The organism is Pseudomonas sp. CCC3.1, from assembly GCF_034347405.1.
Classification (GTDB): domain Bacteria; phylum Pseudomonadota; class Gammaproteobacteria; order Pseudomonadales; family Pseudomonadaceae; genus Aquipseudomonas.
Genome location: NZ_CP133778.1, coordinates 1,410,709 through 1,435,429, shown reverse-complemented (window position 1 = coordinate 1,435,429; position 24,721 = coordinate 1,410,709). Strand labels below are relative to the sequence as shown.

Annotated in this window: 23 protein-coding genes and 1 riboswitch; of the genes, 16 read left to right on the top strand and 7 right to left on the bottom strand. The window is 58.1% G+C overall.

Translation table 11 applies throughout. The annotated features are described in order from the left end of the window. Positions 1 to 37: 37 nt before the first annotated feature. From RHM56_RS06425 to RHM56_RS06415, 3 genes are all read left to right on the top strand, one after another. A complete protein-coding gene (locus tag RHM56_RS06425) occupies positions 38 to 1,354 on the top strand; it encodes an MFS transporter (protein WP_322239673.1) in 1,317 nt (438 codons plus the stop codon). Between the two features lie 296 nt (positions 1,355 to 1,650). Beyond that, a riboswitch (cobalamin riboswitch) is annotated at positions 1,651 to 1,779 on the top strand. Positions 1,780 to 1,806: 27 nt separating this feature from the next. Continuing rightward, positions 1,807 to 2,019, top strand: a complete 213-nt coding sequence (locus RHM56_RS06420; RefSeq protein WP_322239671.1) for a CbtB domain-containing protein — start codon at positions 1,807 to 1,809, stop codon at positions 2,017 to 2,019. A 15-nt stretch (positions 2,020 to 2,034) separates the two neighbouring features. Further along, the gene (locus RHM56_RS06415) at positions 2,035 to 2,772 is read left to right on the top strand and encodes a CbtA family protein (RefSeq protein WP_322239669.1); all 738 of its coding nucleotides are present in this window, start codon (positions 2,035 to 2,037) and stop codon (positions 2,770 to 2,772) included. A 79-nt stretch (positions 2,773 to 2,851) separates the two neighbouring features. Here RHM56_RS06415 and RHM56_RS06410 read toward each other — a convergent pair whose 3' ends face one another. Both RHM56_RS06410 and RHM56_RS06405 read right to left on the bottom strand, forming a co-directional pair. Next, entirely contained in the window at positions 2,852 to 4,123 is a 1,272-nt protein-coding gene (locus tag RHM56_RS06410) for an MFS transporter (protein WP_322239667.1), read from the bottom strand. A 120-nt stretch (positions 4,124 to 4,243) separates the two neighbouring features. After that, a complete protein-coding gene (locus RHM56_RS06405; protein ID WP_322239665.1) occupies positions 4,244 to 5,203 on the bottom strand; it encodes a LysR family transcriptional regulator in 960 nt (319 codons plus the stop codon). Positions 5,204 to 5,310: 107 nt separating this feature from the next. Between RHM56_RS06405 and RHM56_RS06400 the strand changes: the two genes are divergently transcribed. The 7 genes from RHM56_RS06400 (at position 5,311) to RHM56_RS06370 (ending at position 13,413) form a co-directional block, all read left to right on the top strand. Beyond that, positions 5,311 to 6,051, top strand: coding sequence for an SDR family oxidoreductase (locus RHM56_RS06400; protein WP_322239662.1), 741 nt, complete (start codon positions 5,311 to 5,313; stop codon positions 6,049 to 6,051). Between the two features lie 111 nt (positions 6,052 to 6,162). Continuing rightward, the gene (locus RHM56_RS06395; protein WP_322239660.1) at positions 6,163 to 7,011 is read left to right on the top strand and encodes an ureidoglycolate lyase; all 849 of its coding nucleotides are present in this window, start codon (positions 6,163 to 6,165) and stop codon (positions 7,009 to 7,011) included. A 38-nt stretch (positions 7,012 to 7,049) separates the two neighbouring features. After that, positions 7,050 to 8,021, top strand: a complete 972-nt coding sequence (gene denD / locus RHM56_RS06390; protein ID WP_322239658.1) for a D-erythronate dehydrogenase — start codon at positions 7,050 to 7,052, stop codon at positions 8,019 to 8,021. Between the two features lie 107 nt (positions 8,022 to 8,128). Then, positions 8,129 to 9,496, top strand: coding sequence for an MFS transporter (locus RHM56_RS06385; RefSeq protein WP_322239656.1), 1,368 nt, complete (start codon positions 8,129 to 8,131; stop codon positions 9,494 to 9,496). Then, positions 9,493 to 10,377, top strand: a complete 885-nt coding sequence (locus RHM56_RS06380; RefSeq protein WP_322239654.1) for an NAD(P)-dependent oxidoreductase — start codon at positions 9,493 to 9,495, stop codon at positions 10,375 to 10,377. Before RHM56_RS06385 ends, RHM56_RS06380 begins: the two co-directional genes overlap by 4 nt. A 22-nt stretch (positions 10,378 to 10,399) precedes the next feature. Next, positions 10,400 to 12,184, top strand: a complete 1,785-nt coding sequence (locus RHM56_RS06375; protein WP_322239652.1) for an IlvD/Edd family dehydratase — start codon at positions 10,400 to 10,402, stop codon at positions 12,182 to 12,184. Between the two features lie 47 nt (positions 12,185 to 12,231). Continuing rightward, positions 12,232 to 13,413, top strand: a complete 1,182-nt coding sequence (locus RHM56_RS06370) for a fumarylacetoacetate hydrolase family protein (protein ID WP_322239650.1) — start codon at positions 12,232 to 12,234, stop codon at positions 13,411 to 13,413. A gap of 95 nt (positions 13,414 to 13,508) precedes the next feature. Here RHM56_RS06370 and RHM56_RS06365 read toward each other — a convergent pair whose 3' ends face one another. The 3 genes from RHM56_RS06365 to RHM56_RS06355 all read right to left on the bottom strand — a co-directional run bounded on the left by RHM56_RS06365 (position 13,509) and on the right by RHM56_RS06355 (position 15,347). Beyond that, complete coding sequence (locus RHM56_RS06365) at positions 13,509 to 13,739, bottom strand: hypothetical protein (RefSeq protein ID WP_322239648.1); 231 nt, start codon at positions 13,737 to 13,739, stop codon at positions 13,509 to 13,511. 100 nt (positions 13,740 to 13,839) lie between these two features. Continuing rightward, positions 13,840 to 14,088, bottom strand: coding sequence for a colicin E3-like toxin immunity protein (locus RHM56_RS06360; protein ID WP_322239646.1), 249 nt, complete (start codon positions 14,086 to 14,088; stop codon positions 13,840 to 13,842). An 8-nt stretch (positions 14,089 to 14,096) separates the two neighbouring features. Beyond that, entirely contained in the window at positions 14,097 to 15,347 is a 1,251-nt protein-coding gene (locus tag RHM56_RS06355) for a colicin E3/pyocin S6 family cytotoxin (RefSeq protein WP_416194904.1), read from the bottom strand. Between the two features lie 186 nt (positions 15,348 to 15,533). On the opposite strand from RHM56_RS06355, the gene ppk2 reads away from it, so the two are divergent. Beyond that, positions 15,534 to 16,451 carry a polyphosphate kinase 2 gene (gene ppk2 / locus RHM56_RS06350; protein ID WP_322239644.1) on the top strand — a complete coding sequence of 306 codons (918 nt, stop codon included), beginning with the start codon at positions 15,534 to 15,536 and terminating at the stop codon, positions 16,449 to 16,451. Between the two features lie 184 nt (positions 16,452 to 16,635). Here the strand turns inward: ppk2 and RHM56_RS06345 are convergent, their stop codons facing one another. Further along, the gene (locus tag RHM56_RS06345) at positions 16,636 to 17,736 is read right to left on the bottom strand and encodes an LLM class flavin-dependent oxidoreductase (protein WP_322239642.1); all 1,101 of its coding nucleotides are present in this window, start codon (positions 17,734 to 17,736) and stop codon (positions 16,636 to 16,638) included. A gap of 317 nt (positions 17,737 to 18,053) precedes the next feature. On the opposite strand from RHM56_RS06345, the gene thiM reads away from it, so the two are divergent. From thiM to RHM56_RS06330, 3 genes are all read left to right on the top strand, one after another. Then, positions 18,054 to 18,911 (top strand): hydroxyethylthiazole kinase, encoded by an 858-nt coding sequence (thiM, locus tag RHM56_RS06340; protein WP_322239640.1) that lies wholly within the window; start codon positions 18,054 to 18,056, stop codon positions 18,909 to 18,911. 104 nt (positions 18,912 to 19,015) lie between these two features. Continuing rightward, complete coding sequence (locus tag RHM56_RS06335) at positions 19,016 to 19,855, top strand: sulfurtransferase (RefSeq protein WP_322239638.1); 840 nt, start codon at positions 19,016 to 19,018, stop codon at positions 19,853 to 19,855. A gap of 16 nt (positions 19,856 to 19,871) precedes the next feature. Next, positions 19,872 to 20,981, top strand: a complete 1,110-nt coding sequence (locus RHM56_RS06330) for an LLM class flavin-dependent oxidoreductase (RefSeq protein WP_322239637.1) — start codon at positions 19,872 to 19,874, stop codon at positions 20,979 to 20,981. Positions 20,982 to 21,011: 30 nt separating this feature from the next. Here the strand turns inward: RHM56_RS06330 and RHM56_RS06325 are convergent, their stop codons facing one another. Further along, positions 21,012 to 22,046, bottom strand: a complete 1,035-nt coding sequence (locus RHM56_RS06325) for an alginate lyase family protein (protein ID WP_322239635.1) — start codon at positions 22,044 to 22,046, stop codon at positions 21,012 to 21,014. Between the two features lie 389 nt (positions 22,047 to 22,435). Between RHM56_RS06325 and RHM56_RS06320 the strand changes: the two genes are divergently transcribed. Continuing rightward, entirely contained in the window at positions 22,436 to 23,266 is an 831-nt protein-coding gene (locus RHM56_RS06320) for a hypothetical protein (RefSeq protein ID WP_322239633.1), read from the top strand. A gap of 249 nt (positions 23,267 to 23,515) precedes the next feature. Then, positions 23,516 to 24,715: a site-specific integrase gene (locus RHM56_RS06315; RefSeq protein WP_322239631.1), complete on the top strand. Its 1,200-nt coding sequence runs from the start codon at positions 23,516 to 23,518 to the stop codon at positions 24,713 to 24,715. The last annotated feature ends 6 nt before the right edge of the window (positions 24,716 to 24,721 follow it).

Sequence of the window (24,721 nt, the reverse complement as noted above, 5' to 3'; positions counted from 1 at the left end):
TCGCTGTACTCCACAAAAAAAATAACGGGAGCCCCCTATGTCTAATCCTGTCTTGAAACAGGCCCTCAGCAAGATTCGCTGGCGCATCTTGCCCTTTGTCGCGTTGATGTTCGCGATGGCGATTATTGACCGCTCAAACATTGGCTTTGCCAAACATGCCTTTCAGGCCGACACCGGCCTGAGCAACGCTGCATTTGCCTTGGGCGCGGGTATTTTCTTTATCGGTTATGCCGTGTTTGAAGTACCCAGCAACCTGATGCTGCACAAAATTGGCGCCCGTATCTGGCTCAGCCGGATCATGGTCACCTGGGGACTGGTGTCAGCGGCGATGATGTTTGCCCACGACGAAACCAGCTTCTACATCCTGCGTTTTTTGCTCGGCGTGGCCGAAGCGGGCCTGTCGCCGGGCGTGGTGCTGTACCTGACCTACTGGTTCCCGCAGAACCAGCGCGGCTCGGCCTACGGCATTTACTACTTTGGGGTGCCGGTGTCGCTGATGGTCGGGGGCCCGGTGTCTGGCTGGCTGCTCGAAAGCGCACAATTTGGCCTGACCGGCTGGCAATGGATGTTCGTCACCGAAGGCCTCGCCGCGTCCATCATCGGCGTGTTCGCGTTCTTTTACCTGACCGACAAGCCGCGTGATGCCAAATGGCTGAGCACTGAAGAAAAAGCCGCCGTCGAACATGAATTGGAAAAAGAGCAACTGCTCAAAGCCGACAAAGGCCCGTCCTCGTGGCGCTCAGCACTGATCAACCCGCTGGTGCTGTACTTCACCCTCATCTACTTCACGATTCAGGTCAGCGTGTACGGCGTGCTGTTTTACCTGCCGACGCGGATTGCCGAACTGCTCGGCACCGGCATCGGCTTGAAGGTCGGCCTGCTCACCTCGATCCCGTGGATTGCCACCGTGATTGTGCTGTTTGCCGTCACCCGCTACGCCGATCGCAAAGGCCAGCAAACCCGTTTCGCCGCGCTGATGCTGGCATTGGCAGCCGTGGGCATGGTCGGCTCGACCTTAAGCGGCAGCCTGCCATTGGTGATCCTCGCGTTCTGTCTGGCGGCGGCTGGTTTTATCACGGTTCAACCGTTGTTCTGGACCTTGCCGACGCGCTTCTTGAGCGGCGCCGCGGCGGCCAGCGGGATCGCCGTGATCGGTGCACTGGGCAACCTGGGCGGTTTTCTGGCGCCAACAGTCAAAACCTGGGCCGAGGGATATTTCAGCAGCGCACACGCCGGGATGTACTTCTTGGCCGGTACGGCACTGATTGGCGCATTGATGCTGCTGCGCTCAACCAGCAGCGGGCATGAGCCTGAGCAAAAAGCCGGCGCTGCGCGGCCCCTAACCACTCCATAAACGCCGGCATCCTCAACGTGGGAGATTCTATGGTGTACAGCAAGCCGATTTCGTAGCAGTTGCCGAGCACCGCGAGGCTACGTCCGGCTGCGCAGCAGTCGTAAAATCAAGCACTGCGGGGTATCAGTTGTACCCTGCACTTAGGGTTTACGATCGCTTCGCCATCGGACGTAGCCTCGCGGTGCTCGGCAACTGCTACGAGATTTACGCGCGCCATAGAGCTTTGGGAGCTGCCGTCAGTGCCCGCCGATACACATCTGTCCAAGCATCAATTCCTCTGGGTATTCTCTGACCCTTGAGCGTACACTGCCAAAGTTATTTCGGTATGTTACGAAGGAAAGAAGTCGGTCGAATTCCGACGCGGTCGCGCCACTGTAGTCGGCACCTTGCCGAGAGCCAGATCTTCCTTTGCCTTTGCACTCTTGCCGGGACGCGAAATCCCAGAGGTCATCATGGCTTACAGCACTTCAACTCAAACTGACATTTCCATTCCTGCCATTCCCCTGCGCGATGTATTGCCGTGGGCGATTTTCGGCGGCCTGTTGCTGATGCTGGCGATTTATTTCGTCGGTGCTGAACAAGGCGCCACCGCCGTCTTCAAGGGTATGTACGTTCACGAATTCGTACACGACGGCCGCCACCTGCTGGGCTTTCCCTGCCACTGATCCGAGGACTTCTACATGACTGGTCGTTTACTCGTCAGGGGCATGCTTGTCGGTCTGATTGCCGGCCTGCTGGCTTTCAGCTTTGCCAAGGTGTTCGGCGAACCTGAGATTGATCGCGCTATCGCTTTCGAAGAAAGCATGGGCCACTCCCACTCACATGGTGAGGCCGAGGAAGAAGAACCCGAACTGGTAAGCCGCGAGGTGCAGAGCACGTTCGGCCTGCTGACCGGAGTGCTGGTGTACAGCGTGTCGCTGGGCGGCATTTTTGCCTTGGCGTTCGCATATTCGCTGGGCCGTGTCGGTAACGTCGGCCCGCGTGGCCTGGCCGCCTTGCTGGCCCTGGCCGCGTTTGTGGTGCTGTATCTGGTGCCGGGGCTGGTGTACCCCGCCAACCCTCCAGCTGTGGGCGACCCGGACACCATCGGCAAGCGCACGCAGTTGTTCTTCCTGATGCTGCTGGTGTCGCTGGCCGCCGCGATCATTGCCGTCAGTGCAGGCCGCACGTTCATTGCCCGCTCGGGCCTGTGGAATGGCGCGATCAAGGGCGTGGCGCTGTACCTGGTGATTGTCTCGATCGCGGGCTTTCTGTTCCCGACGTTCAATGAAGCACCGGACGGCTTCTCAGCCCTGCTGCTGTGGAAATTCCGCGTCGCCTCGCTGGGCATTCAAGCGGTGATGTGGACCGCTCTGGGCCTGATCTTCGGCGTCGTCGCCGAACGTTTGCTGCTGCCGAACAAGCCTTACAAAGCCTGACCCCTTGTAGGAACGAGCTTGCCTCGCGATCTTTTAAAAGATCAAAAGATCGCGAGCAAGCTCGCTCCTACAGGGTGATTCATGCCGTTGCAGGGGCTCCCTCAAGGTGTGAAACCGGCGCAGAGGGTTCTTTGAGCAGCGCAAAGTAGGCGAACGCCGAGCACAAGGCGACCACGGCACTGATCACAAACGCCGACGAGAACGAGCCGCTCTGTTGCACGCTGAACCCGGTGAGGATCGGCGCAATCGAGCCTGCCAAATAGCCGCCAAAGTTCTGGATCGAACCAAACGAAGCCACCCGCTCAGACGGCACGATGGTGTTGACGATCATCCACGCCGTGGCGCTGGAGATGTTGATGAAGAACATGGTCAGGCACAGCAGCACCACGCATGCCACAACGTTGGTGGTGAAGGCCACGATCAGGGTAAACAGCGCCCCGCCGAGCAAGCCCAAAATGACCATGAGTTTGCGGCTGGCCAGCACGCGCATGCCTCGCGCAACCAGTTTGTCGCAGCAGCGGCCCGCGACGATGGTCCCCAGCGCCCCGAACAAGTAGGCCAGCGAGACCACCCAGGCGGTGCGGTACAGGTCCAGGCCGTGTTCGCGTTCGAAGTAGCCCGGCAACCAGGTCAGGTTGAGCCAGATCATATAGATCACGCCCATAAAGCCGAGAAACGCGCCCCAGGTGTTGCGCTCTTTGAACAGTGACGTCCAGCGCAGTTTCGGCGCCTTTTTTTGTTGCACTTGCACCGGTTCTGCACGGCCAGTGGCGGCCATGTATTCGGCTTTGCTTTTGTAGAATTTGAACCAGCACACCGCCAGCAGCAAGCCGATGACGCCCGTCAGGATGAACATGCCGCGCCAGCCCAGGTGCACCATGAACAGCGTCAGCAACGGCGGCGCCAGGCACGGGCCAATGCAGGTCGATGACCACACCCAGCCCGTGGCCGTGCCCCGCTCTTGGGTGTCGAACCACTCGGACAAGGCTTTGGCCGCCGAGGGGAACACCGGCGCTTCGCCAATCCCCAGCAACACCCGCAGGCCGACCAGATGCCCGTAGCTGCTGAACAAGCCAAAGGCCCCTTGCGCGAGCGACCAGACCACCAAGGAGCCGCCCAGTGCCAGCTTGCTGCCGAGCTTGTCGATCAACGCGCCGAGGGGTAATTGCGAGAAGGCGTAAGCCACAGAAAAAGCTGAAAGCATGATGCCCATTTGCATCGGGCTGATGGCCAGGTCTTTCTGGATGGAGGTGTTGGCGATGGAGAGTGCACTGCGGTCGAGGTAGTTGACTACGCCGATCATGAACAGGAAGAAAATAGTCAGCGTTTTGTAGTTTTTTATTGTTTTCATACGCGCCTCTAATGAGCGATGGCGCCCTACCCGAGTGCAAACACGGGTGGGCGACTTGCACTCTAGAGCGCCACTTGTGCGCTGCCCAATCACAAGATCCCATCAGTCAATAACCGCGAGTTATTGAGGTGTCTGGCGGGCACCGCGCACGGCATCGGGGCCGTTTAACAAGGCGTCGATAAAGGCCTGCATCGACCAACTGGGCGGCTCGTTGCGCCGGGTAATGATGCCGTAGTCGGCCAGTACCAGCGGAAACGGCAGCGCCAGACGGGTCAGACGCCCGGCCTGAATTTCGGGTTCGGCCATGGACTCGGCCAGCATCGCGACCACCGGGGCGGTTTGCAGCAGTTGCATGGTGGTTTGCAGTGAGACCGTTTCCACGGTGTTTTCCGGGGTTTGCATGCCCGCTTCGACAAAGGCCCGCTCCAGCCGCGCGCGCATCGGCGTCCCTGTCGGGTAGAGCACCCATGGCCAACTGCCAAGCTCGTTCAGCGGGATTTCGCTGGCGCCCGCCAACGGGTGCTGACTGCCCGTCACCAGGCACAGTGGTTCCGGCGCCAGAGCCTGAAAATCGAACAGTTCACGATGGCGATCCAGGGTGAAACGCGCCACCACCAGGTCCAGTTGCTTGTGTTCAAGCATGGTCAGCATATTGGCGCTGGTGCCTTCCAGCACTTCAATCGTGAGCAATGGCCATTGCTGTTTGACCTCCACAATCGCCGCAGGCACGGCAATCGCCGTGGCGGCGTAGATGGTGCCGATCTTCAGAAAACCATGCCCGCCCTGGCGCAGATGGTTGATCTGGCCAACGAACTGCTGGGTGTCGTTGAGGGCGATTTGCGCAAAGCGCGCCACGTGGCTGCCCAAGTCGGTGAGCGACATGCTGCGCGGCAACCGTGCAAACACATCGAAGCCCAACTGGTGCTCTATCTCGCGCAGCATCTTGCTGACCGCCGGTTGGCTGATGTTCATTTCCTGGGCGGTGGCGTGCATGTTTTGCGTGCGCGCCAGGGTGTCGATCAGCACCAAATGGCGGAACCGTAACCAGTTGCACAGTTGATTAAACCCGACATCGGCCATCCGATAACCTCCAGTTATTAAGGCTTGAGAATATCTCATTGGCGATTATCGGGGCGCAACATTAGTGTTAAGCCATTGGGCCCAATAAAAATAATGGAACTGCTCTCATGAACCTCGCCAACAAACGCGTTCTTGTTACCGCTGCGGCCAACGGCATTGGTCGAGCATCAGTACTGGCCCTGCGTGATGCCGGTGCCCACGTGATCGCCACCGACCTGAATATCGACGCCTTGCAGGACATCCCCGGCATTCAAGCGTTGCCACTGGACGTGACCCAAACGTCGGCCATTGAAGCCATCAGCCAGCAAGTTGGCACGATCGACGTATTGTTCAACTGCGCAGGGTACGTGCACAGCGGCGCGTTGCTGGAATGCGACGACCGCGCCTGGCAGTTCTCCTTCGACCTCAATGTCACGGCCATGTACCGGATGATCCGCACCTTTTTGCCGGGCATGCTGGCAGCAGGCGGTGGCAGCATCATCAACATGGCGTCGGTCGCCTCCAGCGTCAAAGGCGTGCCCAACCGTTTTGCCTACACCGCCAGCAAGGCCGCCGCGATTGGCTTGACCAAATCGGTGGCTGCCGATTATGTCGGCCAAGGCATTCGTTGCAACGCCATTTGCCCCGGCACCGTGGACTCGCCTTCGCTGCGCCAACGCATCGCCGAACAGGCCCGTGAGCAAGGGCGTTCGGAGGCGGAGGTGTATCAGGCCTTTGTTGATCGCCAGCCCATGGGGCGCATCGGCAACGTCGATGAAATCGCCCAATTGGTGCTGTACCTGGCCAGCGATGCCAGCAGTTACACCACCGGCACTGCCCAGATCATTGATGGCGGGATGAGCATTTAACCCTCCGTGTAGGAGCGAGCTTGCCTCGCGATCTTTTAGAAGATCAAAAGATCGCGAGGCAAGCTCGCTCCTACAGAAAAATAAGGTTTCCAATTCAATACAGGAGCTTTTATGAAACTGCTGCGCTACGGCGAAAAAGGTCAGGAAAAACCCGGTCTGCTGGATGCCCAAGGCAATATTCGCGATCTGTCGGCGCACATCGCCGATGTCGCAGGTCTAGCCCTTGAGCCCGCAAGCCTTGAGGCACTGAGCAAAATTAACCCGTCCACCCTGCCGCTGGTCAGCGGGTCGCCACGCATTGGCGCCTGTGTGGGTCAGGTCGGCAAGTTCATCTGCATCGGCCTCAACTACGCGGACCATGCTGCTGAATCGGGTCTGGCAGTGCCTTCGGAACCGGTGATTTTCAACAAGTGGACCAGCGCCATTTGCGGCCCCAATGATGACGTTGAAATCCCCCGTGACTCGACCAAGACCGACTGGGAAGTCGAGCTGGGAGTGGTCATCGGCAAGGGCGGCCGCAATATCGATGAACACAACGCACTGGATCACGTCGCCGGTTATTGCGTGATCAACGATGTGTCCGAGCGCGAGTGGCAACTCGAACGCGGCGGCACCTGGGACAAAGGCAAAGGCTTCGACACGTTCGGCCCGCTTGGTCCATGGCTGGTGACCCGCGACGAGATCAGCGACCCGCACCAACTCAACCTTTGGCTTGAGGTCGACGGACAGCGCTACCAGAACGGCAATACCAACACCATGGTGTTCCAGGTCCCGGCACTGATTGCCTACCTGAGCCGTTGCATGTCGCTGCAACCGGGCGATGTGATCTCCACCGGCACGCCACCGGGTGTAGGGCTGGGGGTTAAACCCGAGCCGATCTTCCTGCGCGCAGGCCAGGTCATGCGTTTAGGCATCCAAGGCCTCGGCGAGCAACGCCAACGCACCGTACAAGCTGACTGATTCAATGCTCGAACAACTATAAGAAACAGGAGCAACACATGCGCATTCTCATCACTGGCGGCACCGGCTTTATCGGCAAGCAACTGGCTCAACGCCTGGCAGACTTGAACACCTTGACCCTCGAAGGTGAAGCGCCACGCACCATTGAACGGATCGTGCTGTTCGACGCCTTTGCCGGTGAAGACGTGCCCAATGATCCGCGCATTGAACTGGTGACCGGCGATGTGGCTGATCCCGACGTCATCGCCCGCGTCACCGATGGCGTGGACTTGGTATGGCATTTGGCAGCGGTGGTCAGTTCGGCTGCCGAAGCGGATTTCGACTTGGGCATGCAGGTCAATCTGCACGGCCTGATGCTGCTGCTCGAAACCCTGCGCAAACAAGGCACCTCGCCACGTCTGGTGTACGCCAGCGGCTTTGCGGTGTTTGGCGGCAAGCTGCCGGACGTGGTCGACGACGACACCGTGCTCACCCCGCAATCGTCTTACGGCATGCAAAAAGCCGTCGGTGAGTTGCTGGTGGCCGACTATGCCCGCAAAGGGTTTGTCGATGGCCGCGTGTTGCGCCTGCCGACCGTGGCCGTGCGCCCCGGCAAGCCAAACAAGGCCGCATCGACCTTCTTCAGCTCGATCATCCGCGAGCCGCTGGTGGGTCTGCCCGCCGTGTGCCCGGTGCGCCCGGACACTCAGGTGTACCTGACCTCGCCACGACGCATTGTTGAATCGATGCTGCTGGGCATGACCTTGTCGCCGAAAACACTGGGCGGCGAGCGCATCATCCCGCTGCCAGGCGTGACCACCACCGTGGCCGACATGGTCTCAGCGCTGCAACGTGTGGCGGGTGATGAAGTCACCCAACTGATTCGCTGGGAGCCGGACGCGACCATCCAGCGCATTGTTGAAAGCTGGCCGAGCAAGGTCGAGGCCCCGCGTGCGCGTGCGCTAGGCTTCACCGCCGACCCGGATTTTGACGCCATTGTGCGAGCACATATAGAAGACACTGCACACTAAACACCCCTGTAGGAGCGAGCTTGCTCGCGATCTTTTGATCTTAAAAGATCGCGAGGCAAGCTCGCTCCTACAGAAAAAACAACAATAAAAAATTGAGGCCGTGCGATATGACCACCCCACTTCCCGATGTCACGGACATCGAACAACAAACGATCAAGCGCGTGACCAAACGCATGATCCCCTTTCTTATCCTGCTGTTTGTGGTCGCGTTTCTGGATCGCAACAACGTCGGATTCGCCGCGCTGCGGATGAACGACGACATCGGCATCAGCCAGACCTTGTATGGCCTGGGTGCGGGCATTTTCTTCCTCGGTTACTTCATCTTCGAAGTGCCGAGCAACGTGTTGCTGCACCGCTACGGCGCCCGCGTGTGGATCGCCCGAATCATGGTGACCTGGGGCATCATCGCAGGCGCCATGGGCTTTTTGCAGACGCCGGTGCACTTCGTGTCGCTGCGCTTTCTGCTGGGCATCGCTGAAGCCGGGTTCTTCCCGGGGGTGATTTACTTGCTGTCGCTGTGGTTCCCGAGCCGCTATCGCGCCCGCATGATCGCCACCTTTTACCTCGGCGTACCGATCGCGCAAGTCATCGGCGCACCGCTGTCGGTGGGTCTGATGGAAATGGGCGACGCGCTGGGTTTCGTCGGCTGGCGCCTGATGTACATCGTTGAAGCCGTACCCGCAGTCATTCTGGGCGTCGTCTGCTACTTCTACCTCACCGACCATCCGCACCAGGCGCATTGGCTGACCGATGAGCAGCGCAACTGGCTGATCAACACCCTGGAAAACGAAGAGCGCAACAAACCGCTGGTGGTGGGCATTCAGCCGACCAAGTGGGAGATGATCCGCAAAGCCTTGTCCAGCCGTCAGGTGTGGCTGCTGGCGCTGGTGTACTTCGGGATTACCTCGGGCTCCAACGCCATGAACTTCTTTATGCCAACGGTGCTGGCGTCGTTCCGTGGGTCGTTCGGGCTGGAAATCGGCCTGATGCAAAACGGTCTGATCACCGCTATTCCTTATGCCTTGGCCGCCGTTGCGATGATCTGGTGGAGCCGTCGCTCTGACCGTCTGCAAGAACGTCACTGGCATGCGGGCGGTGCCGCCATGTTGGCCGCCGTGTCTATCGCCGTGGCGCTGTGGCTCAACCAGCCGTGGATTATCGTGATCGGCTTTATCTTGTTGGCGATGGGCGTTTACAGCGCGATCAACGTGTTCTGGGCCGTGCCCGGACAGGTGCTGACAGGCCTTGGGGCCGCAGCGGGGATTGGCTTGATCAACTCCATCGGCAACCTCAGCGGTTTCATCGGGCCTTACCTCACCGGCTATCTGTTCAACGTGACCGGCAGCTACACCCCGGGCTTCCTGGTGATTGCGGCACTGGTCGGCGCCGGTGGTCTGGGCATGGTACTGATGCCGCGCAACAAAATTTCATTGGGTAATTCGGCGCACTCGGCAACCGTGGGAGGCAAGGCATGACCCTGCACACCGTAGCGTTCATCGGCACCGGGATCATGGGCAAGCCCATGGCCCGCAACCTGCTGCACGCGGGCTACCCGGTACGGGCCTGGAACCGCTCGGCGGCCAAGGCCGAGGAATTGTCCGCCCAGGGCGCCGAGGTGTTTGACACCCCGGCCCAGGCGGCAAAAGGCGCTCAGGTACTGATCTGCATGCTCAGCGACGGCCCGACCTGTGACGACGTGCTGTTTGGCGAAAACGGCGCGGCGCGGGCCTTGGCCCCCGGCGCGCTGGTGGTGGTGATGAGCTCGATCCCGGTCGACACCGCCGTCGAACACGCCCGCTTGAGCGCAGCCCTCGGGCTGCGCTACCTCGACGCTCCCGTGTCGGGGGGCGAACGCGGGGCCCGCGAAGCCAGCCTGGCAATCATGGTCGGTGGCGAAGCCGCTGCCTTTGAGCAAGGCCGCGACGTGCTGGCGGCCATGGGACGGCCGGTGCATGTCGGTCCGGCTGGCACTGGCGAGCTGTCGAAGCTGGTCAACCAATTGATCGTCGCCAGCACCATCGCCACCGTCGCCGAAGGCCTGCTGCTGGCCGAGCGCGGCGGTGCCGACCCGTCAAAGGTGCATGAAGCCTTGATGGGCGGGTTTGTCGATTCACCGATCTGGCGTCAACACGGTCAGCGCATGCTGAACAACGACTTCACCCCCGGTGGCCCGGCCAAGTGGCAGCTCAAAGACACCCGCACCGCCCTCGCCCAGGCGCACCAGCTCGGCTTGTCGCTGCCGGTGGCAAGTCTCGTCGACGGGCTGTTTGCAGCCATGGTCGAGGCCGGTGACGGCGAACTCGATCACGCCGGGCTGATCCGTCAGTTACGTCGCAACAACACATTGCCTGAATAAAAATAATCTGCTGGAGCCTGCCATGACCGATTCAACCCCACGCCGCCTGCGCAGCCAGTTATGGTTCGACGATCCCAGCCATGCTGACCTCACGGCGCTGTATGTAGAGCGTTACATGAACCAGGGCCTGACCCGTGCCGAGCTGCAATCGGGACGACCGATTATAGGGATCGCCCAGACCGGCAGCGACCTGACGCCCTGCAACCGCCATCACATTGAACTGGCCAAGCGGGTCAAGGATGGCATTCGCGATGCGGGCGGGATTCCGATGGAGTTCCCGGTGCACCCGATTGCCGAGCAGTCGCGCCGCCCGACCGCCGCACTGGACCGCAACCTGGCCTATTTAGGCTTGGTGGAAGTGCTGCACGGCTACCCGCTGGATGGCGTGGTATTGACCACCGGCTGCGACAAAACCACCCCGGCGTGCCTGATGGCTGCCGCCACGACTGACTTGCCGTCTATCGTGCTGTCCGGCGGGCCGATGCTCGATGGCTGGCACAAAGGCCAGCGTATCGGCTCCGGTACCGTGCTGTGGCATGCGCGCAACCTGCTCAGTGCGGGCGAGATCGATTACGAAGGGTTTATGACCCTGACCACCGCGTCGTCGCCGTCGGTGGGGCACTGCAACACCATGGGCACCGCGCTGTCGATGAACGCGCTGGCCGAGGCGCTGGGCATGTCACTGCCTGGCTGCGCGAGCATTCCGGCGCCGTATCGTGAGCGCGGGCAAATGGCCTATGCCACCGGCATGCGCATCGTTGATCTGGTGCGCGAGGACGTACGCCCCTCGCACATCATGACCCACGCCGCCTTTGAAAACGCCATCGCCGTGGCCTCGGCACTCGGCGCATCCACCAACTGTCCGCCGCACCTGATCGCCATCGCCCGTCACAGCGGCATCGAGCTGTCGCTGGAAGACTGGCAGCGCGTGGGTGAAGACGTGCCACTGCTGGTGAACTGCATGCCTGCCGGGGAATACCTGGGCGAAAGCTTCCACCGCGCAGGCGGCGTCCCGGCGGTGATGCACGAACTGGACAAAGTCGGCCTGCTGCACCGCGATTGCCTGACCGTGAGTGGTCGCAAAATGGGCGAAGTCGTGGCCGACTGCGTGACCGGCGACCGCGACGTGATCCGCTCCTACGAAGACCCGCTGATGCACCGAGCGGGCTTTATCGTGCTCAGCGGCAACTTCTTCGACAGCGCGATCATGAAGATGTCGGTGGTGGGCGAAGCCTTCCGCAAAACCTACCTCAGCGACCCGGAGCAACCCAACAGCTTTGAAGCGCGGGCCATTGTGTTCGAAGGCCCGGAAGACTATCAGGCGCGCATCAACGACCCGACGCTGGACATCGACGAGCGCTGCATTCTGGTGATTCGTGGCTGCGGCACCGTGGGCTTCCCCGGCAGTGGCGAGGTGGTGAACATGGCCCCGCCTTCCAACTTGATCAAGGCCGGTATCGACTCACTGCCGTGCATGGGCGACGGTCGCCAGAGCGGCACCTCGGCCAGCCCGTCGATCCTCAACATGTCGCCTGAATCGGCGGTGGGCGGCGGTTTGTCATTGCTGCGCACCGGCGACCGCCTGCGCGTCGACCTGAATGCGCGCAGCGTCAACCTGCTGGTGGACGAAGCCGAACTCGACGAGCGCCGCAAAGAACCCTTGCCACCATTGGCGCCTTCACAAACCCCGTGGCAGGAGCTGTACCGCCAATTGGTGGGCCAGTTGTCCACGGGCGGCTGCCTGGAACCGGCAACCTTGTACTGGCGCGTGATCCCGGAAAACGGCCCGCCCCGCCACTCTCACTGACCCTCGCTCCTACGGGTTCGTTCGCGCAAATTTTAAGGATTGCTCCTATGAAAACGCTGCAATTGAACATTGAAAACTCCCTGCCACATGACTGGCAACGCGCCACGCTGGTCGGTCGTGTGTGGCTGCCCGGCGAGCGCGGCGGCCCGGCGGTGGTGGTGATTCGTGACGGTGAAGTGCTCGACTGCACGGCTCATTTCCCGACCCTAAGCCTGCTGCTGGACCACGACCAGCCATTACAGGCCGTGCGTGAAATCAGCGGCACCTCGCTGGGTTCAATCCAGGACCTGCTGGCCAACAGCGGCGAACAGCGCGACCCGGCCAAACCTTACCTTCTGGCGCCTGCCGACCTGCAAGTGATCAAAGCCGCAGGCGTGACGTTTGCGTCGAGCATGATCGAACGCGTCATCGAAGAAAAAGCGGGCGGCGATGCCCTGCGTGCCGAAGAAATACGCGGCCTGGTGCACGCAGCCATCGGAGACAACCTGCGCGACCTCAAGCCCGGCTCGCCAGAAGCAATGTGCCTCAAACAGGTGCTGATCGAGCAAAACATGTGGTCGCAATACCTGGAAGTCGGCATCGGCCCGGACGCTGAAATCTTCACCAAGGCGCCGATTCTGGCCGCCGTGGGCAGCGGCAACGCGATTGGCATCCATCCGGGTTCCAGCTGGAACAACCCAGAGCCAGAAGTGGTGCTGGCCGTCGACAGCCGTGGCCGCATTCACGGCGCGACACTGGGCAACGACGTCAACCTGCGCGACTTCGAAGGCCGCAGCGCGCTGCTGCTGAGCAAGGCCAAAGACAACAACGCCTCCTGCGCGCTCGGGCCGTTTATCCGCCTGTTCGACGAACACTTCAGCCTCGACGACGTACGCAACTGCGAAGTGACCCTGCGCGTTGAAGGGCAAGACGGCTACGTACTCAACGGCAAAAGCTCGATGAACCAAATCAGCCGCGACCCGGCCGACCTTGCCGAACAAACGCTAAACGAAAACCACCAATACCCGGACGGCTTTGTGCTGTTCCTCGGTACCCTGTTTGCACCAACCGACGACCGCGACCATCCGGGCCAGGGGTTTACCCACAAAGCTGGGGATGTGGTGAGCATCTCGTCCACCACCCTGGGCGCCCTGCACAACCGCGTAACGGGCAGCGATCAGGCGCCACGCTGGACGTTTGGCGTGAGTGCATTGATCAAAAACCTGGCGGGGCGTGGGTTGTTAGGGTAAGTCATTACGCAGTAGCAGGCGCGGGGTCTGCCAGCGCCTGAGAGGGGGGTGCTCATCGCTATCAAGTTAGGTAATGTCGTCTACCCCCTCAATAACTAGGCATAGCTGCTGAGCTGAAAGACATAGCGCTGATCATAAATTCTCTGACCGAGGAGTTCTTCAAGTAGCTGAATATTCTCAGAACTCAGGTCATATCCGAATATTTCATCTTCAAGCTCTGTCCACCCCATGATTGATTTGAGCTTTGGGTGGTTTTGCTGAGGAATCTCAATTTCAAAAACCATAAGCTCTGTCGTTTTATCAAAGGCAGAAATTGTGTGAATCATGGCTCAATCCTCCTGATTGGATCTGCAGGTTTATTCTGCTCACCTGTGACGTGATTATATTCACCCATGTGCCCCCTTTTATCACGCACTACGTCAGGCATTATTTTTTATAATTAAAAGAAACTTGATAATCAAAAGCATCTAGATTGATGCGATGCATAAATAGGGGTTGCAAAATAGTGAGCCAGTCATTTTTTACATTAAACTCCCCATTATTAATATCGTGCTCAGTTGAGAGTTTCAGGTGTATTAGGACGGCGACATCATCCCCAAAGTCTTGAGACAACTCTTTCCCCTCCCCTAACTCGGTGCTTTTGTTATACCAAGCCAATCTAACTTTTAACCCCATCACAAACCTCACAGGTATTTTTTGATATTTCTATTTTTCTTAGGAAGATCATTTTGCTCCCCCGTTATTGGATCGTATGACCCCAAATGGCTTCCATCGCTTGCGCGGTAGACCTCAAGTTCTCCATGTTGAGAATCCCATTCATAGATTCGTCGACCTTTTTCATCTATCCAACGTCTACGATAGCTTCCTCCTCCTTCTCGAGGAGTTTTACCCGGAATACTCTTAATACCTGGAAAAGCAACGATCTCTTCAGTTTCAGGGGGTGAATGATACGAGTGACCGCGCTCAGTAACCCCCTTTCGCGGCACATTCAACACAATATAAAGCGGCAACACCCCCGAATCAGCCGGGAACACAAGAATGAAGTCCTTGTAATCCGGCGGGTAGATCGGGTTGACGATGATCGCGTCGGCGTTTTTGGTCGGTGGGAAGATCCAGATATGCGGTGTGTGTGGCGCGCCTTTTAACGGTGGAATACCGAGGGTGTCTGTTGGGTCAATCGCTGGCGTCCAGATCAATTCGACGCCGTCACCAAAGTCAGCCACTTGTTGTGACCCGCGCTGGCTGAACTGGATGACATCGATCATTTCCCATTCGGGTTTTGAGCCGGTGTAGAAGCCGTACCCTTTGAGCGAACCATCTGCCTGCGGCTCAACGTACAAGCGCATGCGGGTGCGGGCTTGTTTGAGTGAGCGCAGTTGCTCTTCGGTGTACAACGCGCTGTCGCCCAGTGAAGACGGCCACAACAAGGCAAGAAAACCTAACAAACCGCTGGCAATCATTGTTGTGCCGGTGGTTGCGGCGACTCCGGTGGTGGTCGCGCCAGTGGCCGCGCCGCCCAAAGCCAAACTGCCCACACCCGCAGGGACTGCGCCACTAATGAGCTCCAGTGGCACTAACCCGGAACTGTCTGCCTGGCGGGCTCCCAAAATCGCGAAGGTACCGTAATCACTCAGGCTGTCAACGGGCACAAAGCCTGCGGGGTCGTTGTAGTTGATGACGGCGTCGGGCAGCTTGCAGGACTTGATAAATACGCAACCCCGGCGCTCGGCATCAAGGCGTTCCTGCGCCGCGAAATCCGCTCGACGGCGTTCCATGTAGGCCTCTTGTCGCGCCAGCATGGCCTCGTACTTTGTTTGCAGGTCTTGGCGCTCTTTGAGCTCGGCGGGGGTCATGTCGTCGAAATACGACCCCCCTTGGCCGCCATCGCCGCCGATACGCCGCAGTGTTTGGGTGACGCCTTTCTGACCGGCCATATGGCGCTTTCCTGTGGGAGAGCGCCGCACGTTATCGGCATAAAAAAGCAACCGAAGTCAGCTGGGTCTGGAGTGCGTGTAGGCAGAAAGCTTTATCGTTGTGGGAGCCGGACTGGTGCAGGTCACTACTTGGTCATAAATGGCGACTAGCATCGTGGCGTCACCCCACCAAGCGAGTTAGCCGACATGCTTTCTACTCATGACAGCCTGATGCAGGGTATCCATCGCGATTTGCTGGATTACAGCGACGAAGAGCTGGAGCTGGAATTATCGGAAGACGGGCATGACTTGAACGCGCTGCTCGATGAGCACGTTCAGGATGGCAGCGAAAAGGATGCCCGCCGCCACTATTTCCGCGAGTTGTTTCGCCTGCAGGGAGAGCTGGTAAAGCTGCAAAGCTGGGTGGCCAAGACCGGCCACAAAGTGGTGATTCTGTTTGAAGGCCGCGATGCGGCGGGCAAAGGCGGCGTGATCAAGCGCATCACGCAACGCCTCAATCCGCGTATCTGTCGCGTTGCGGCCCTGCCCGCCCCCAACGACCGCGAACGCAGTCAATGGTACTTCCAGCGTTATGTCTCACATTTGCCCGCCGCGGGTGAGATCGTGCTGTTCGACCGCAGTTGGTACAACCGAGCAGGCGTCGAGCAAGTCATGGGCTTTTGCAACGCCTATCAATACGAAGAGTTCTTCCGCTCGGTGCCCGAGTTTGAGCGGATGCTCGCCCGTTCGGGCATTCAACTCATCAAGTATTGGTTCTCGATTTCGGACGAAGAACAGCACACGCGCTTTCTGAGTCGCATCCACGATCCGCTCAAGCAGTGGAAGCTCAGCCCCATGGACCTGGAGTCGCGGCGGCGCTGGGAGGCTTACACCAAGGCCAAGGAAATTATGCTCGAACGCACCCACATCGCCGAGGCACCGTGGTGGGTGGTGCAAGCCGACGACAAAAAGAAAGCTCGCCTCAATTGCATCCGCCACTTGCTCGACCAAATGCCTTACGAAGACGTGGAAATACCGACCATCGAGCTGCCAGAACGCGTGCGCCAGCAAGACTACTCACGCAGCCCGACGCCACCGGAACTGATCGTGCCTCAGGTTTATTGAGGCCGACTTGCATGGGGTGTTAAACCCATTCCTCGTAGCAGTTGCCGAGTTCCGCGAGGCTACGTCCGGCGGCGCAGCCGTCGTAAAAGGGCTATTGCGGTTCTTCAGGTAAATCGGTTTCTCTGGATTTACGATCGCTCCGCAATCGGACGTAGCCTCGCGGAACTCGGCAACTGCTACAGGTTTAAGCGAGCCGAGGCAGCAGCAACTCAGCCACGTGTTCGGCCTCTTCTTGCAAGGGCCACCCGGAAAGGCTCAACACGCTGAGCCCAGCTTTTTGCTGGTAGGTGTTCAAGGTGCTCACGATGCTGTCAGGCGCTCCGACGATATACGCAGACGAAGAGCCTGTACCAAATACATCCAGGGTCGACCACGCAGTGATACCGGCATACACATTGCCCTCCAGACGCAACTCTTCGAGTGTCGGCAACTGTCGCTGACGCAATCGCGCCAGCCAGGTATTACGCTTGGCGTCCGGCGCCACGAAGTTCAAGAAATCAAACTTTGCGCCACTGCGTCGAACGATCGATTCATTTATTTTTTCCCTCAGAACTTCAACGCCAGTGGTTTCGAATATTGAATAAAAATGCGCCAGCGCATCGGCTTCAGTCGGCCTGATGACGATACTGGCCAATGTTCCCAAGCCACTTAAGTCCCGCTTCGCTGTGTGCGCTGCATGCTGGGCTTTTTTAAACTTTTCGGCCACCACGTCAACTTCTCTGAGCATGGTCAAATACACGTTGACCAACTCACCTGCATGAGCCACTCCAGCGCTTGAATCCCCGGTGCCCCACAGTTCCACACCGTTTTTTTGTTGCGGCTGAATGTCGAGCGGAGTGTTCGGAAAATAGGTTTTGCTGCCCTGCGCATATGAAAAAGCGAACTTGCGCCAGTAATCAATGCCCAGTGTGTAGCGGTCTGCATGCGATGTGGTAATGCCATAACCCTGCATGATGTTGTCGCGACCATTGACCAGGTTTAACAATAAACGGCCCTGGGTCAGTTGATCGAATGTGAGCGCTTGCTGTGCCAGTAACTTGGCCGGGACCATGCGCGAATAAAAAGAAATAAGAAACTTTAGATGCTGGGTATAACTGGCCGCAAACGACGCCGATATAAAAGGGTCATTGGGCCACGTTGCCACGTGCGCACCATAAAACCCGCCGCGTTCAATGGTTTGAGCCAACGTGCGATAGCGATCAAAATCAATCGGGTACAACCCGCCTGGGCACCACGGATAAGCGCCGTCGGCAAAGCTCAAATACCATAAAACTTTCAATGGCACGCAGTCTTCCTCTCAACTGAATTCGGGGCATGTCACACCGCTAATTGGGCGAAGACTAATTAGCTTATTTCACGTCTGTCAACGCGCCGCGCACTTTAAATTTTCGAACATATGCTTATACCCCAGCGGTATATAGAAAGCTTTTATATATCACTATAGTTATTGATAAATGTGATTTTGATTATAAGAAAGTCCTGCGTAGGCTTCACACCACAGGAGGGTTTGAACGCGACTATCAACTGAACCTGCGTTTGGCCCACGTGTTTTAACCCGCACGCCAGGCACTGCACTTAATTTTCTAATCACTGAAGGTGTTTATGACGTACATCGCCCATGCCCCCCACGCCCCGACCCTGGCGTCTGTGATCGCCACCCACGCTGCGCTGCGGGCCAGCAAGCCGCTGGTGCAATGTTTGACGAATGTGGTCTCGGCCAACTTTATGGCTAACGTGTTGCTGAGCGCCGGCGCAGCCCCTGCGATGGTCGATAACCCGGAAGAAGCCGCCGACTTTGCGCGCATTGCCGGGGCCGTGCTGATTAATCTGGGCACGCCGACTTCCGCACAGGTTGAAGGCATGCGCCTGGCCGTCGCGGCCGCCCATGAAGCCGGCAAGCCTTGGGTGCTTGACCCGATTGGCGCTGGCGGTCTGGCGTGGCGCGGCGCAGTGGCTGCGCAATTGCTGGCATTCAAACCGGCGGTGATTCGTGGCAATGCGTCCGAAATCATTGGCCTGGCCGGGTTGGGCAGCGATGCACTGGGTTTCGATACGTCCAACGATCCGGCTGAGGCGGTTCCGGCGGCCGTGCAGTTATTGGCGCACAGCGCTGCGGTCTCTGCCTCCGGGGTCATTGATCACGTGGTGGGTTGGGTGGCCGAGGGGGCAACGCCTCCTCGCCCGTGGCTGATCAAAATCGCTGGCGGCAGTGCCTGGCTGCCGAGGGTGACAGCGTCGGGTTGCTCGCTGGGCGCACTGGTCGCGGCTTACACGGCCGTGGCCAGCGATTATCTGACCGCGTTGACCACCGCCCATGTGCATTTTGCACTGGCCGCCGAGTTGGCCGAAGCCACGGCTAAAGGCCCGGGGTCGTTTGCCGCTGCGTTTTTAGACGGGCTGGATGCCGTTGATGCGGATTTGATTGCGGCCAAGGCTCGGTTTGAGGCCGAGCCGATTTAAACACGGCCTGTAGAAGCGAGCTTGCCTCGCGCTCTTTTAACGATCAAAAGATCGCGAGGCAAGCTCGCTCCTACAGGGTTTTTGGCCGTTTTCAGGATATGTGTATGACCAGCCCTTTACTCAGTATTGATTCGCTGTTGGCCCACCTCGAACACTGGACGGTGCTTGAAGCCTGTGCCAATGGGCTGCGCGAGCCGTTTGATGCAGGCCATCTGCCGGGGGCGCAGTTTGCCGATCTGGTGAGTGCGCTGTCTGACCCGTTGGCGCCTTTTCCTTATACAAGGCCCGACGCACTGGCCTTCAGCACGGCAATGCGCAGGTTAGGCGTGTTTAACCAACGCCCGGTTGTCATTTATGACCGCGAAAACGGGATCTGGGCGGCACGGGTCTGGTGGTTGCTGAAAAGCTTCGGCCACACCCAGGCGCTTGTGCTGGAGGGCGGGTTGTGCGCATGGCTCAGCCGCGATTTGCCGCTGCACACGGCGCCAGCACCCGCTCGCTACGGCGACTTTACGGCGGTCTCTGCTTCAGGTTATTTCGTTGATCGTGCTTACGTTCAGCAGGTGCTGGCCGGGCAGCACAACGCGCAGTTGGTCAACGTGTTGCGCCGCCCGGTGTTTCGTGGCGAAGAGAGCAAGTACGCACGCCCCGGCCACATCCCGAACAGCATCAACCTGCCCTTCGTCGAGCTGATTGACCCGCACACCCACGCGTTTATCAGCGGCCCTGCCCTGCACACTTTTTTGCAGCCCCTCACCGCCAGGCCCGACGTTGAATGGGTGCTGTACTGCGGCAGCGGCATCACGGCCGCGGGCTTTGCCCTGGCGTTGGCTGTTGCGGGCATTCATCGCGTCAGCGTCTACGACGGCTCGCTGTGCGAATGGTCTGCTGACCCGGCACTGCCGATGAACCTCGCTGCCACACCAGCGATTTCGAACACTTGAATCAGGAACACGACTGATGGCAATTAAAGCACTGTGGTACCTCAGCATGGCCGACGGTCATTACCCGTGGATGGAAGAGGGTTTCTTCCCGGTTGATTTTGATCGCTACCGCCGACTGGCTGAAACCATCGACCAAGGCGGATTCTATGGCGCGCTGGTTGCCACCTGGCCAAACGACCCGCTGGTGTCCGCCACGGCAGTGGTGGGTTTCACGCAAAAAATGAGGTTTCTGGTGGCCGCGTACGCGGGCATGACATCCCCCAAGCTGTTGGCCGAACAAGCCCTGACCTTCGAAAAGCTCAGCGGCGGGCGCTTGCTGTTCAACCACATCAATGGCCGCGAAGAACGGGTCAAAACCTACAACATCACCGCCGGTCACGACGACCGCTACCAAAGCGCCGAACATTACTGGAACGAATTCCAGCAGCATTACCTGGCAGGCAACCCCTCTCTGTTTCCCAACACCCGCTTCAGCCTAGAACCTGCCCAGCCGGGTGGCGTGCCATTGTGGGGAACGGGCGAGTCTGCGGCAGGCGTCGCCCATGCAGGCAAAGTGGTCGACGTGTACCTGCTGATGCTGCGTGAAATTGCCACTGTCAAAGAACGATTCGACGCCGCCCGCGAATCTGCCCACAGCCAAGGCCGCGAGTTTGCCGACATGGGCGCGCTGGCCAGCGTGACTGTGCGCAAGACCCGCGCAGCGGCTGAAAAAGACTTCTACGCCCTGTTCGAGACCACCGGCGTCGACCTGCTGCGCAGCAAACTGGAAGATGTGGTTGCCCGGCGCAGCAAGGGCGAGCAAACCCTGGCCAGCTTTCGGGCGCCCGATGCGCAGCGCCAGGAGTGGGTTGACACTATTCTCAAGGGCCAGCTTCCGCCGCTGGAGTCTTTGCGTCTGGAAAACAGCCTGTTTGCGGGCATGAGCGCCTGGTCATCGCTCGACATCTTCGGCACCGGCTCATCTGCCGCGTACTGGGTGGGCGATGCGGACGCCATTGCGCAGAACGTTGAGGCTTATCATCAACAGGCCGGGCTCACAGCACTGATTCTGTCCGGCTGGCCGCTGATCGAAGAAGCCAAGCAGGTGTCTGAATTGTTGATACCGCGCTTGAATGAGATTGGCTGAAAAGCCAGGCAGTGAGGTCGTGGCCTTTGGCTATTTGCCCCAGCACGCTGCCATCCAGCCACCCACAGGATACAAGCGCTGGGACACGGCGGCATATTTAGGCTCCAGCAGTGTCGCCATCGCATAGAGGCTGGCGGCTTGCTGGGCATTCCAGACGCCTGAAAACCCAGCCTCCCCGGCATCTCGACGCTGATAATCGAATTTAACGCTCGAATGCACAAACTCCTGGTGGGTCTTATCGCCTTTCGCGTAGGGCGCGAGCCAGTCCAGTGCATTCGCTACACTCACGCCTGTTGGCCCCTTGAGTTCAAGCCAGTTTTGCCCGCGCAAATGCGCTGCCAAGGCTGCTCGGGTTAACGGTTCCAGGTCGTACACCACGTAGTGAAGAGCATCGCGTTGTTCGACATCCACGGTTGAGCCATCACTGCGCAGATTGCGCCCCAACTGCGTCATGAATTGCGTGCGTGCCCGGGCCAACAGTGCCGGGTCGTCCAATGCCACCGCCGCCAGCGTCACCAGCTTGACCCGGTGCGAGTTCCAGTTATTGATCCAGCGGCCATCACCCGGCTTGAAATCGTGCTCCATCCGACTGAGGTAGCCTTCGCCAAGCTGGCGGATAAACCGTTGCGCAGTGTTACGTACAGGCACCGGCAGTGCATCGCGGGTCATGGCATAAGCATCAATATAAGCGTCCAGATCGGTCTCATCGATCGGGTCAAAACTGGGCTGGTAACGCGTGCCCCAATCGTTAAGCAAGCGCGAAAGCGCGGCCAGATCGCCGGGCTGGTGCTGCTGTTGCCACAACAAAGCCAAGTCACGCATCAGGGGCCAGTCTTTTCTGGCCTCGATGCTTTGATCCCGAATGCCCTGATGGGGCAACGTGCCCTCGGTATGCACACGCTCGACGGCCCGAGATTCGGGTAGCAGATTTTTCTTGAGCGCATTGCGCAGCGACACAAGCGGCTCGGTGTGTGGCGCCGAGCACCACGCTGCTGCCATGCTCGGTGCGCTGATCAACAGGGAGAGTGCTAAAAAGAGCGGGTTAATAATCGGCCGTTTAATCATCGCGATTTCCTGGAAACAGAAGAATCAAGGCAGTCGTAAAACACGTGTTTTGTGTGGCTGACGGGAGCCTTTGTTGGCGACTATAAGCGGGCCTAATTGAACAACACCTTTCGCGGATCGAGATTTCATCAGACGCTCCCCACCAGGCAGGCGCGAGGGATGATGACAGTGCGCCCAGACTGACCCAATACGCTTTGTTACCCATCACTGGCGATTCCATTACGGGGAGCAAACACCCTGCCCCCTTCCATGTTCCGTTGGTGACATCTCCCATCGCTCGAAGCGCTACTCACAAGGCTCGGCCCCCGCATTGAGTAACTAGCGCTATCGTACCTCTTTAAGATTTTCACCCATCCCGCCGATACAAACACAAACGCTGGCTTAAGTTCGTGAATCCACTGTGGATGAGCATCGAACATATTTTTCGACTGCAAGAGGGTCTTGTCGTGTTTGATCAGTTACTTGCCATGGTTAATCTGGGAGAGAGGCTTCCGGAGGCTGTTGGCTGGCAATTCATTGGTCCCTACAGATTTTCTCTTCCCGAGGAGGTTTGGGAAGCGATTAACGATGAGCATGCGGAAATTGATGGCACCTTCACCGGCTCAGCGTTGGTTGTGTACAACTACTCAGGTGTTTCGAAGGCTGAAATACGGGTTCTGTATAGCGGCAGCTTTAAGTTCAGACCCAAGGTTTCCTATGGACGCAGGAATGTTCCTGTGAAGTGGGAACACGACAGTGAGAACAATGAAATCATCTTTTATGACACACCTCCCAACGAGAGCATCGAGATAGAGCTGTTTAATGTCTATCAGGATTTTTCCGTGGACCAGGTTCTCGTTGACGGGAAAATGATTACGAAATTCATGAACAGGAGGGCGTTGGCCAAGGCGTATCCCGATCTGTTGTCGAGGCTATTACTTATCAGCTTGCCGATTCTTTTTAGTGTGGTTATCGCGATGACCGCCTACACCAGCTATACCGCTTACAAACAAAATCAGGATAACAAGCTGGTCACTGGAGCATTTGCTGGTTTTACCGGATGCGCACTCTCCGTTTATGACAACCCACCAGGTGAAAAAAGTAGAGAGGAACTCGCCAGAAAAATCAAAAAGCTGGAACCGTGGATGAAGCAGGTGCTGCTTGCGAAGAACAAGGTCTCTTCGGAAACAGATCTTTACGACCTCGACCGGGTAATAATTTGCACCCCAAGCGCGGTGTAATACGAAGGTATGTGCTGAAAGCCTTGAAATATATGGTGTCCCAGGCGGGGTTCGAACCTGCAGCCTTCCCCTTAGGAGGGGGTATTCACAACCCCGAAATTCAACCATTATCCTTATATATCATAGACTTAATGTACGGTTATGTGTGGTTGAGTTTGGCCAAATCAATTATTTTGCCCCCTTAGTGCCCCCTTGAGATCGAGATCAACCCTCTGTATAAACGGCCAATCACAGAAGGGCTCGCACCGCATGGCTATCAAATTATCCAACACCACCCTCAAAACGCTTGAGACCAGAGGAAAAACCTACGAAGTCTACGACTCGAGAACGACTGGCTTTTTCATCCGGGTGTACGCCTCTGGAAAGAAAGCCTACATGGTCGAGTACGCCAGGAAACGTAAGGAGACGATTGGCCGCGTAGGCATCATCACACTAGAAGCCGCACGGAATACGGCCATTAATCTCATCCAAATCGCGAAGGCAAACGGCGGCACCATCCCCAGAAGTCAGCCGAATGAGGGCCAGATGACCCTGAAGCGGTTCATTGATGAGCATTATGAAGCTTGGATGACACAGCACAGGAAAAACCACGCCAAAGATTTGAGCACCTTAAAAAGCGCTTTCGTAGATCTTATGGATATTGAGCTCAGCAAGATTACCCATAAACAGATTGACGATTTGCGAACGAGCTGGCTCCGGTCGGGTAATAAGCCTGCGACGGTCAACCGTAAGACAACTGCACTTAAAGGCCTATTCGCTCGAGCCATCGAGTGGTCATTCACCTCGGCAAGCCCCATAGCTAAAATGGGAGACCTGACTGTTGACGAAAACGAGAACCCCCGCTACCTGAGCGCCGATGAGGAGTCTCGACTCTATGCTCAGCTTGACGCCAGGGAGTCAAGACTGAGAATCGAGAGAGCATCGGCAAACGCATGGAGAATACAGCGTGGTATTCCTCTCCTGGCCGACCTCAACCAAGCACCATTTGCTGATCATTTGAAGCCTATGGTCATCACTCTGCTGAAAACGGGTATACGACGTGGCGAGCTCTTCAATCTCAAATGGAAAGATGTGTATTTGACGGATGGCTATCTAAGCGCCACAGACACAAAAAACGGGAAAAGCCGACATATTCCGCTACACCCCGCGCTTCACGATACCCTGAAAGCCTGGAACGAAGGGCCAGCACCAGAAAACTATGTGTTCCCTGGGCGCGATGGCAGCCGCTTGACAGATGTCAAATCAGCATTCAATAAGGTGATTCAAGATTCAAAGATCGTAGACTTCAGGCTGCACGATCTACGCCATACCTTCGCGTCAAACCTAGTAATGCGTGGGGTGCCTCTCAACACGGTCAGGCAATTGCTAGGGCACAAAGATATTAAAATGACACTACGTTACGCACACCTTTCGAAAGATAACCTCGCAAGTGCCATCGGCCTGCTCTGACCATTA

Excerpts from the sequence above, each read along its gene's own strand:
- RHM56_RS06425 (WP_322239673.1), top strand. The coding sequence starts at position 38 with ATGTCTAATCCTGTCTTGAAACAGGCCCTCAGCAAGATTCGCTGGCGC.
- RHM56_RS06420 (WP_322239671.1), top strand. The coding sequence starts at position 1,807 with ATGGCTTACAGCACTTCAACTCAAACTGACATTTCCATTCCTGCCATT.
- RHM56_RS06415 (WP_322239669.1), top strand. The coding sequence starts at position 2,035 with ATGACTGGTCGTTTACTCGTCAGGGGCATGCTTGTCGGTCTGATTGCC.
- RHM56_RS06410 (WP_322239667.1), bottom strand. The coding sequence starts at position 4,123 with ATGAAAACAATAAAAAACTACAAAACGCTGACTATTTTCTTCCTGTTC.
- RHM56_RS06405 (WP_322239665.1), bottom strand. The coding sequence starts at position 5,203 with ATGGCCGATGTCGGGTTTAATCAACTGTGCAACTGGTTACGGTTCCGC.
- RHM56_RS06400 (WP_322239662.1), top strand. The coding sequence starts at position 5,311 with ATGAACCTCGCCAACAAACGCGTTCTTGTTACCGCTGCGGCCAACGGC.
- RHM56_RS06395 (WP_322239660.1), top strand. The coding sequence starts at position 6,163 with ATGAAACTGCTGCGCTACGGCGAAAAAGGTCAGGAAAAACCCGGTCTG.
- denD (WP_322239658.1), top strand. The coding sequence starts at position 7,050 with ATGCGCATTCTCATCACTGGCGGCACCGGCTTTATCGGCAAGCAACTG.
- RHM56_RS06385 (WP_322239656.1), top strand. The coding sequence starts at position 8,129 with ATGACCACCCCACTTCCCGATGTCACGGACATCGAACAACAAACGATC.
- RHM56_RS06380 (WP_322239654.1), top strand. The coding sequence starts at position 9,493 with ATGACCCTGCACACCGTAGCGTTCATCGGCACCGGGATCATGGGCAAG.
- RHM56_RS06375 (WP_322239652.1), top strand. The coding sequence starts at position 10,400 with ATGACCGATTCAACCCCACGCCGCCTGCGCAGCCAGTTATGGTTCGAC.
- RHM56_RS06370 (WP_322239650.1), top strand. The coding sequence starts at position 12,232 with ATGAAAACGCTGCAATTGAACATTGAAAACTCCCTGCCACATGACTGG.
- RHM56_RS06365 (WP_322239648.1), bottom strand. The coding sequence starts at position 13,739 with ATGATTCACACAATTTCTGCCTTTGATAAAACGACAGAGCTTATGGTT.
- RHM56_RS06360 (WP_322239646.1), bottom strand. The coding sequence starts at position 14,088 with ATGGGGTTAAAAGTTAGATTGGCTTGGTATAACAAAAGCACCGAGTTA.
- RHM56_RS06355 (WP_416194904.1), bottom strand. The coding sequence starts at position 15,347 with ATGGCCGGTCAGAAAGGCGTCACCCAAACACTGCGGCGTATCGGCGGC.
- ppk2 (WP_322239644.1), top strand. The coding sequence starts at position 15,534 with ATGCTTTCTACTCATGACAGCCTGATGCAGGGTATCCATCGCGATTTG.
- thiM (WP_322239640.1), top strand. The coding sequence starts at position 18,054 with ATGACGTACATCGCCCATGCCCCCCACGCCCCGACCCTGGCGTCTGTG.
- RHM56_RS06335 (WP_322239638.1), top strand. The coding sequence starts at position 19,016 with ATGACCAGCCCTTTACTCAGTATTGATTCGCTGTTGGCCCACCTCGAA.
- RHM56_RS06330 (WP_322239637.1), top strand. The coding sequence starts at position 19,872 with ATGGCAATTAAAGCACTGTGGTACCTCAGCATGGCCGACGGTCATTAC.
- RHM56_RS06325 (WP_322239635.1), bottom strand. The coding sequence starts at position 22,046 with ATGATTAAACGGCCGATTATTAACCCGCTCTTTTTAGCACTCTCCCTG.
- RHM56_RS06315 (WP_322239631.1), top strand. The coding sequence starts at position 23,516 with ATGGCTATCAAATTATCCAACACCACCCTCAAAACGCTTGAGACCAGA.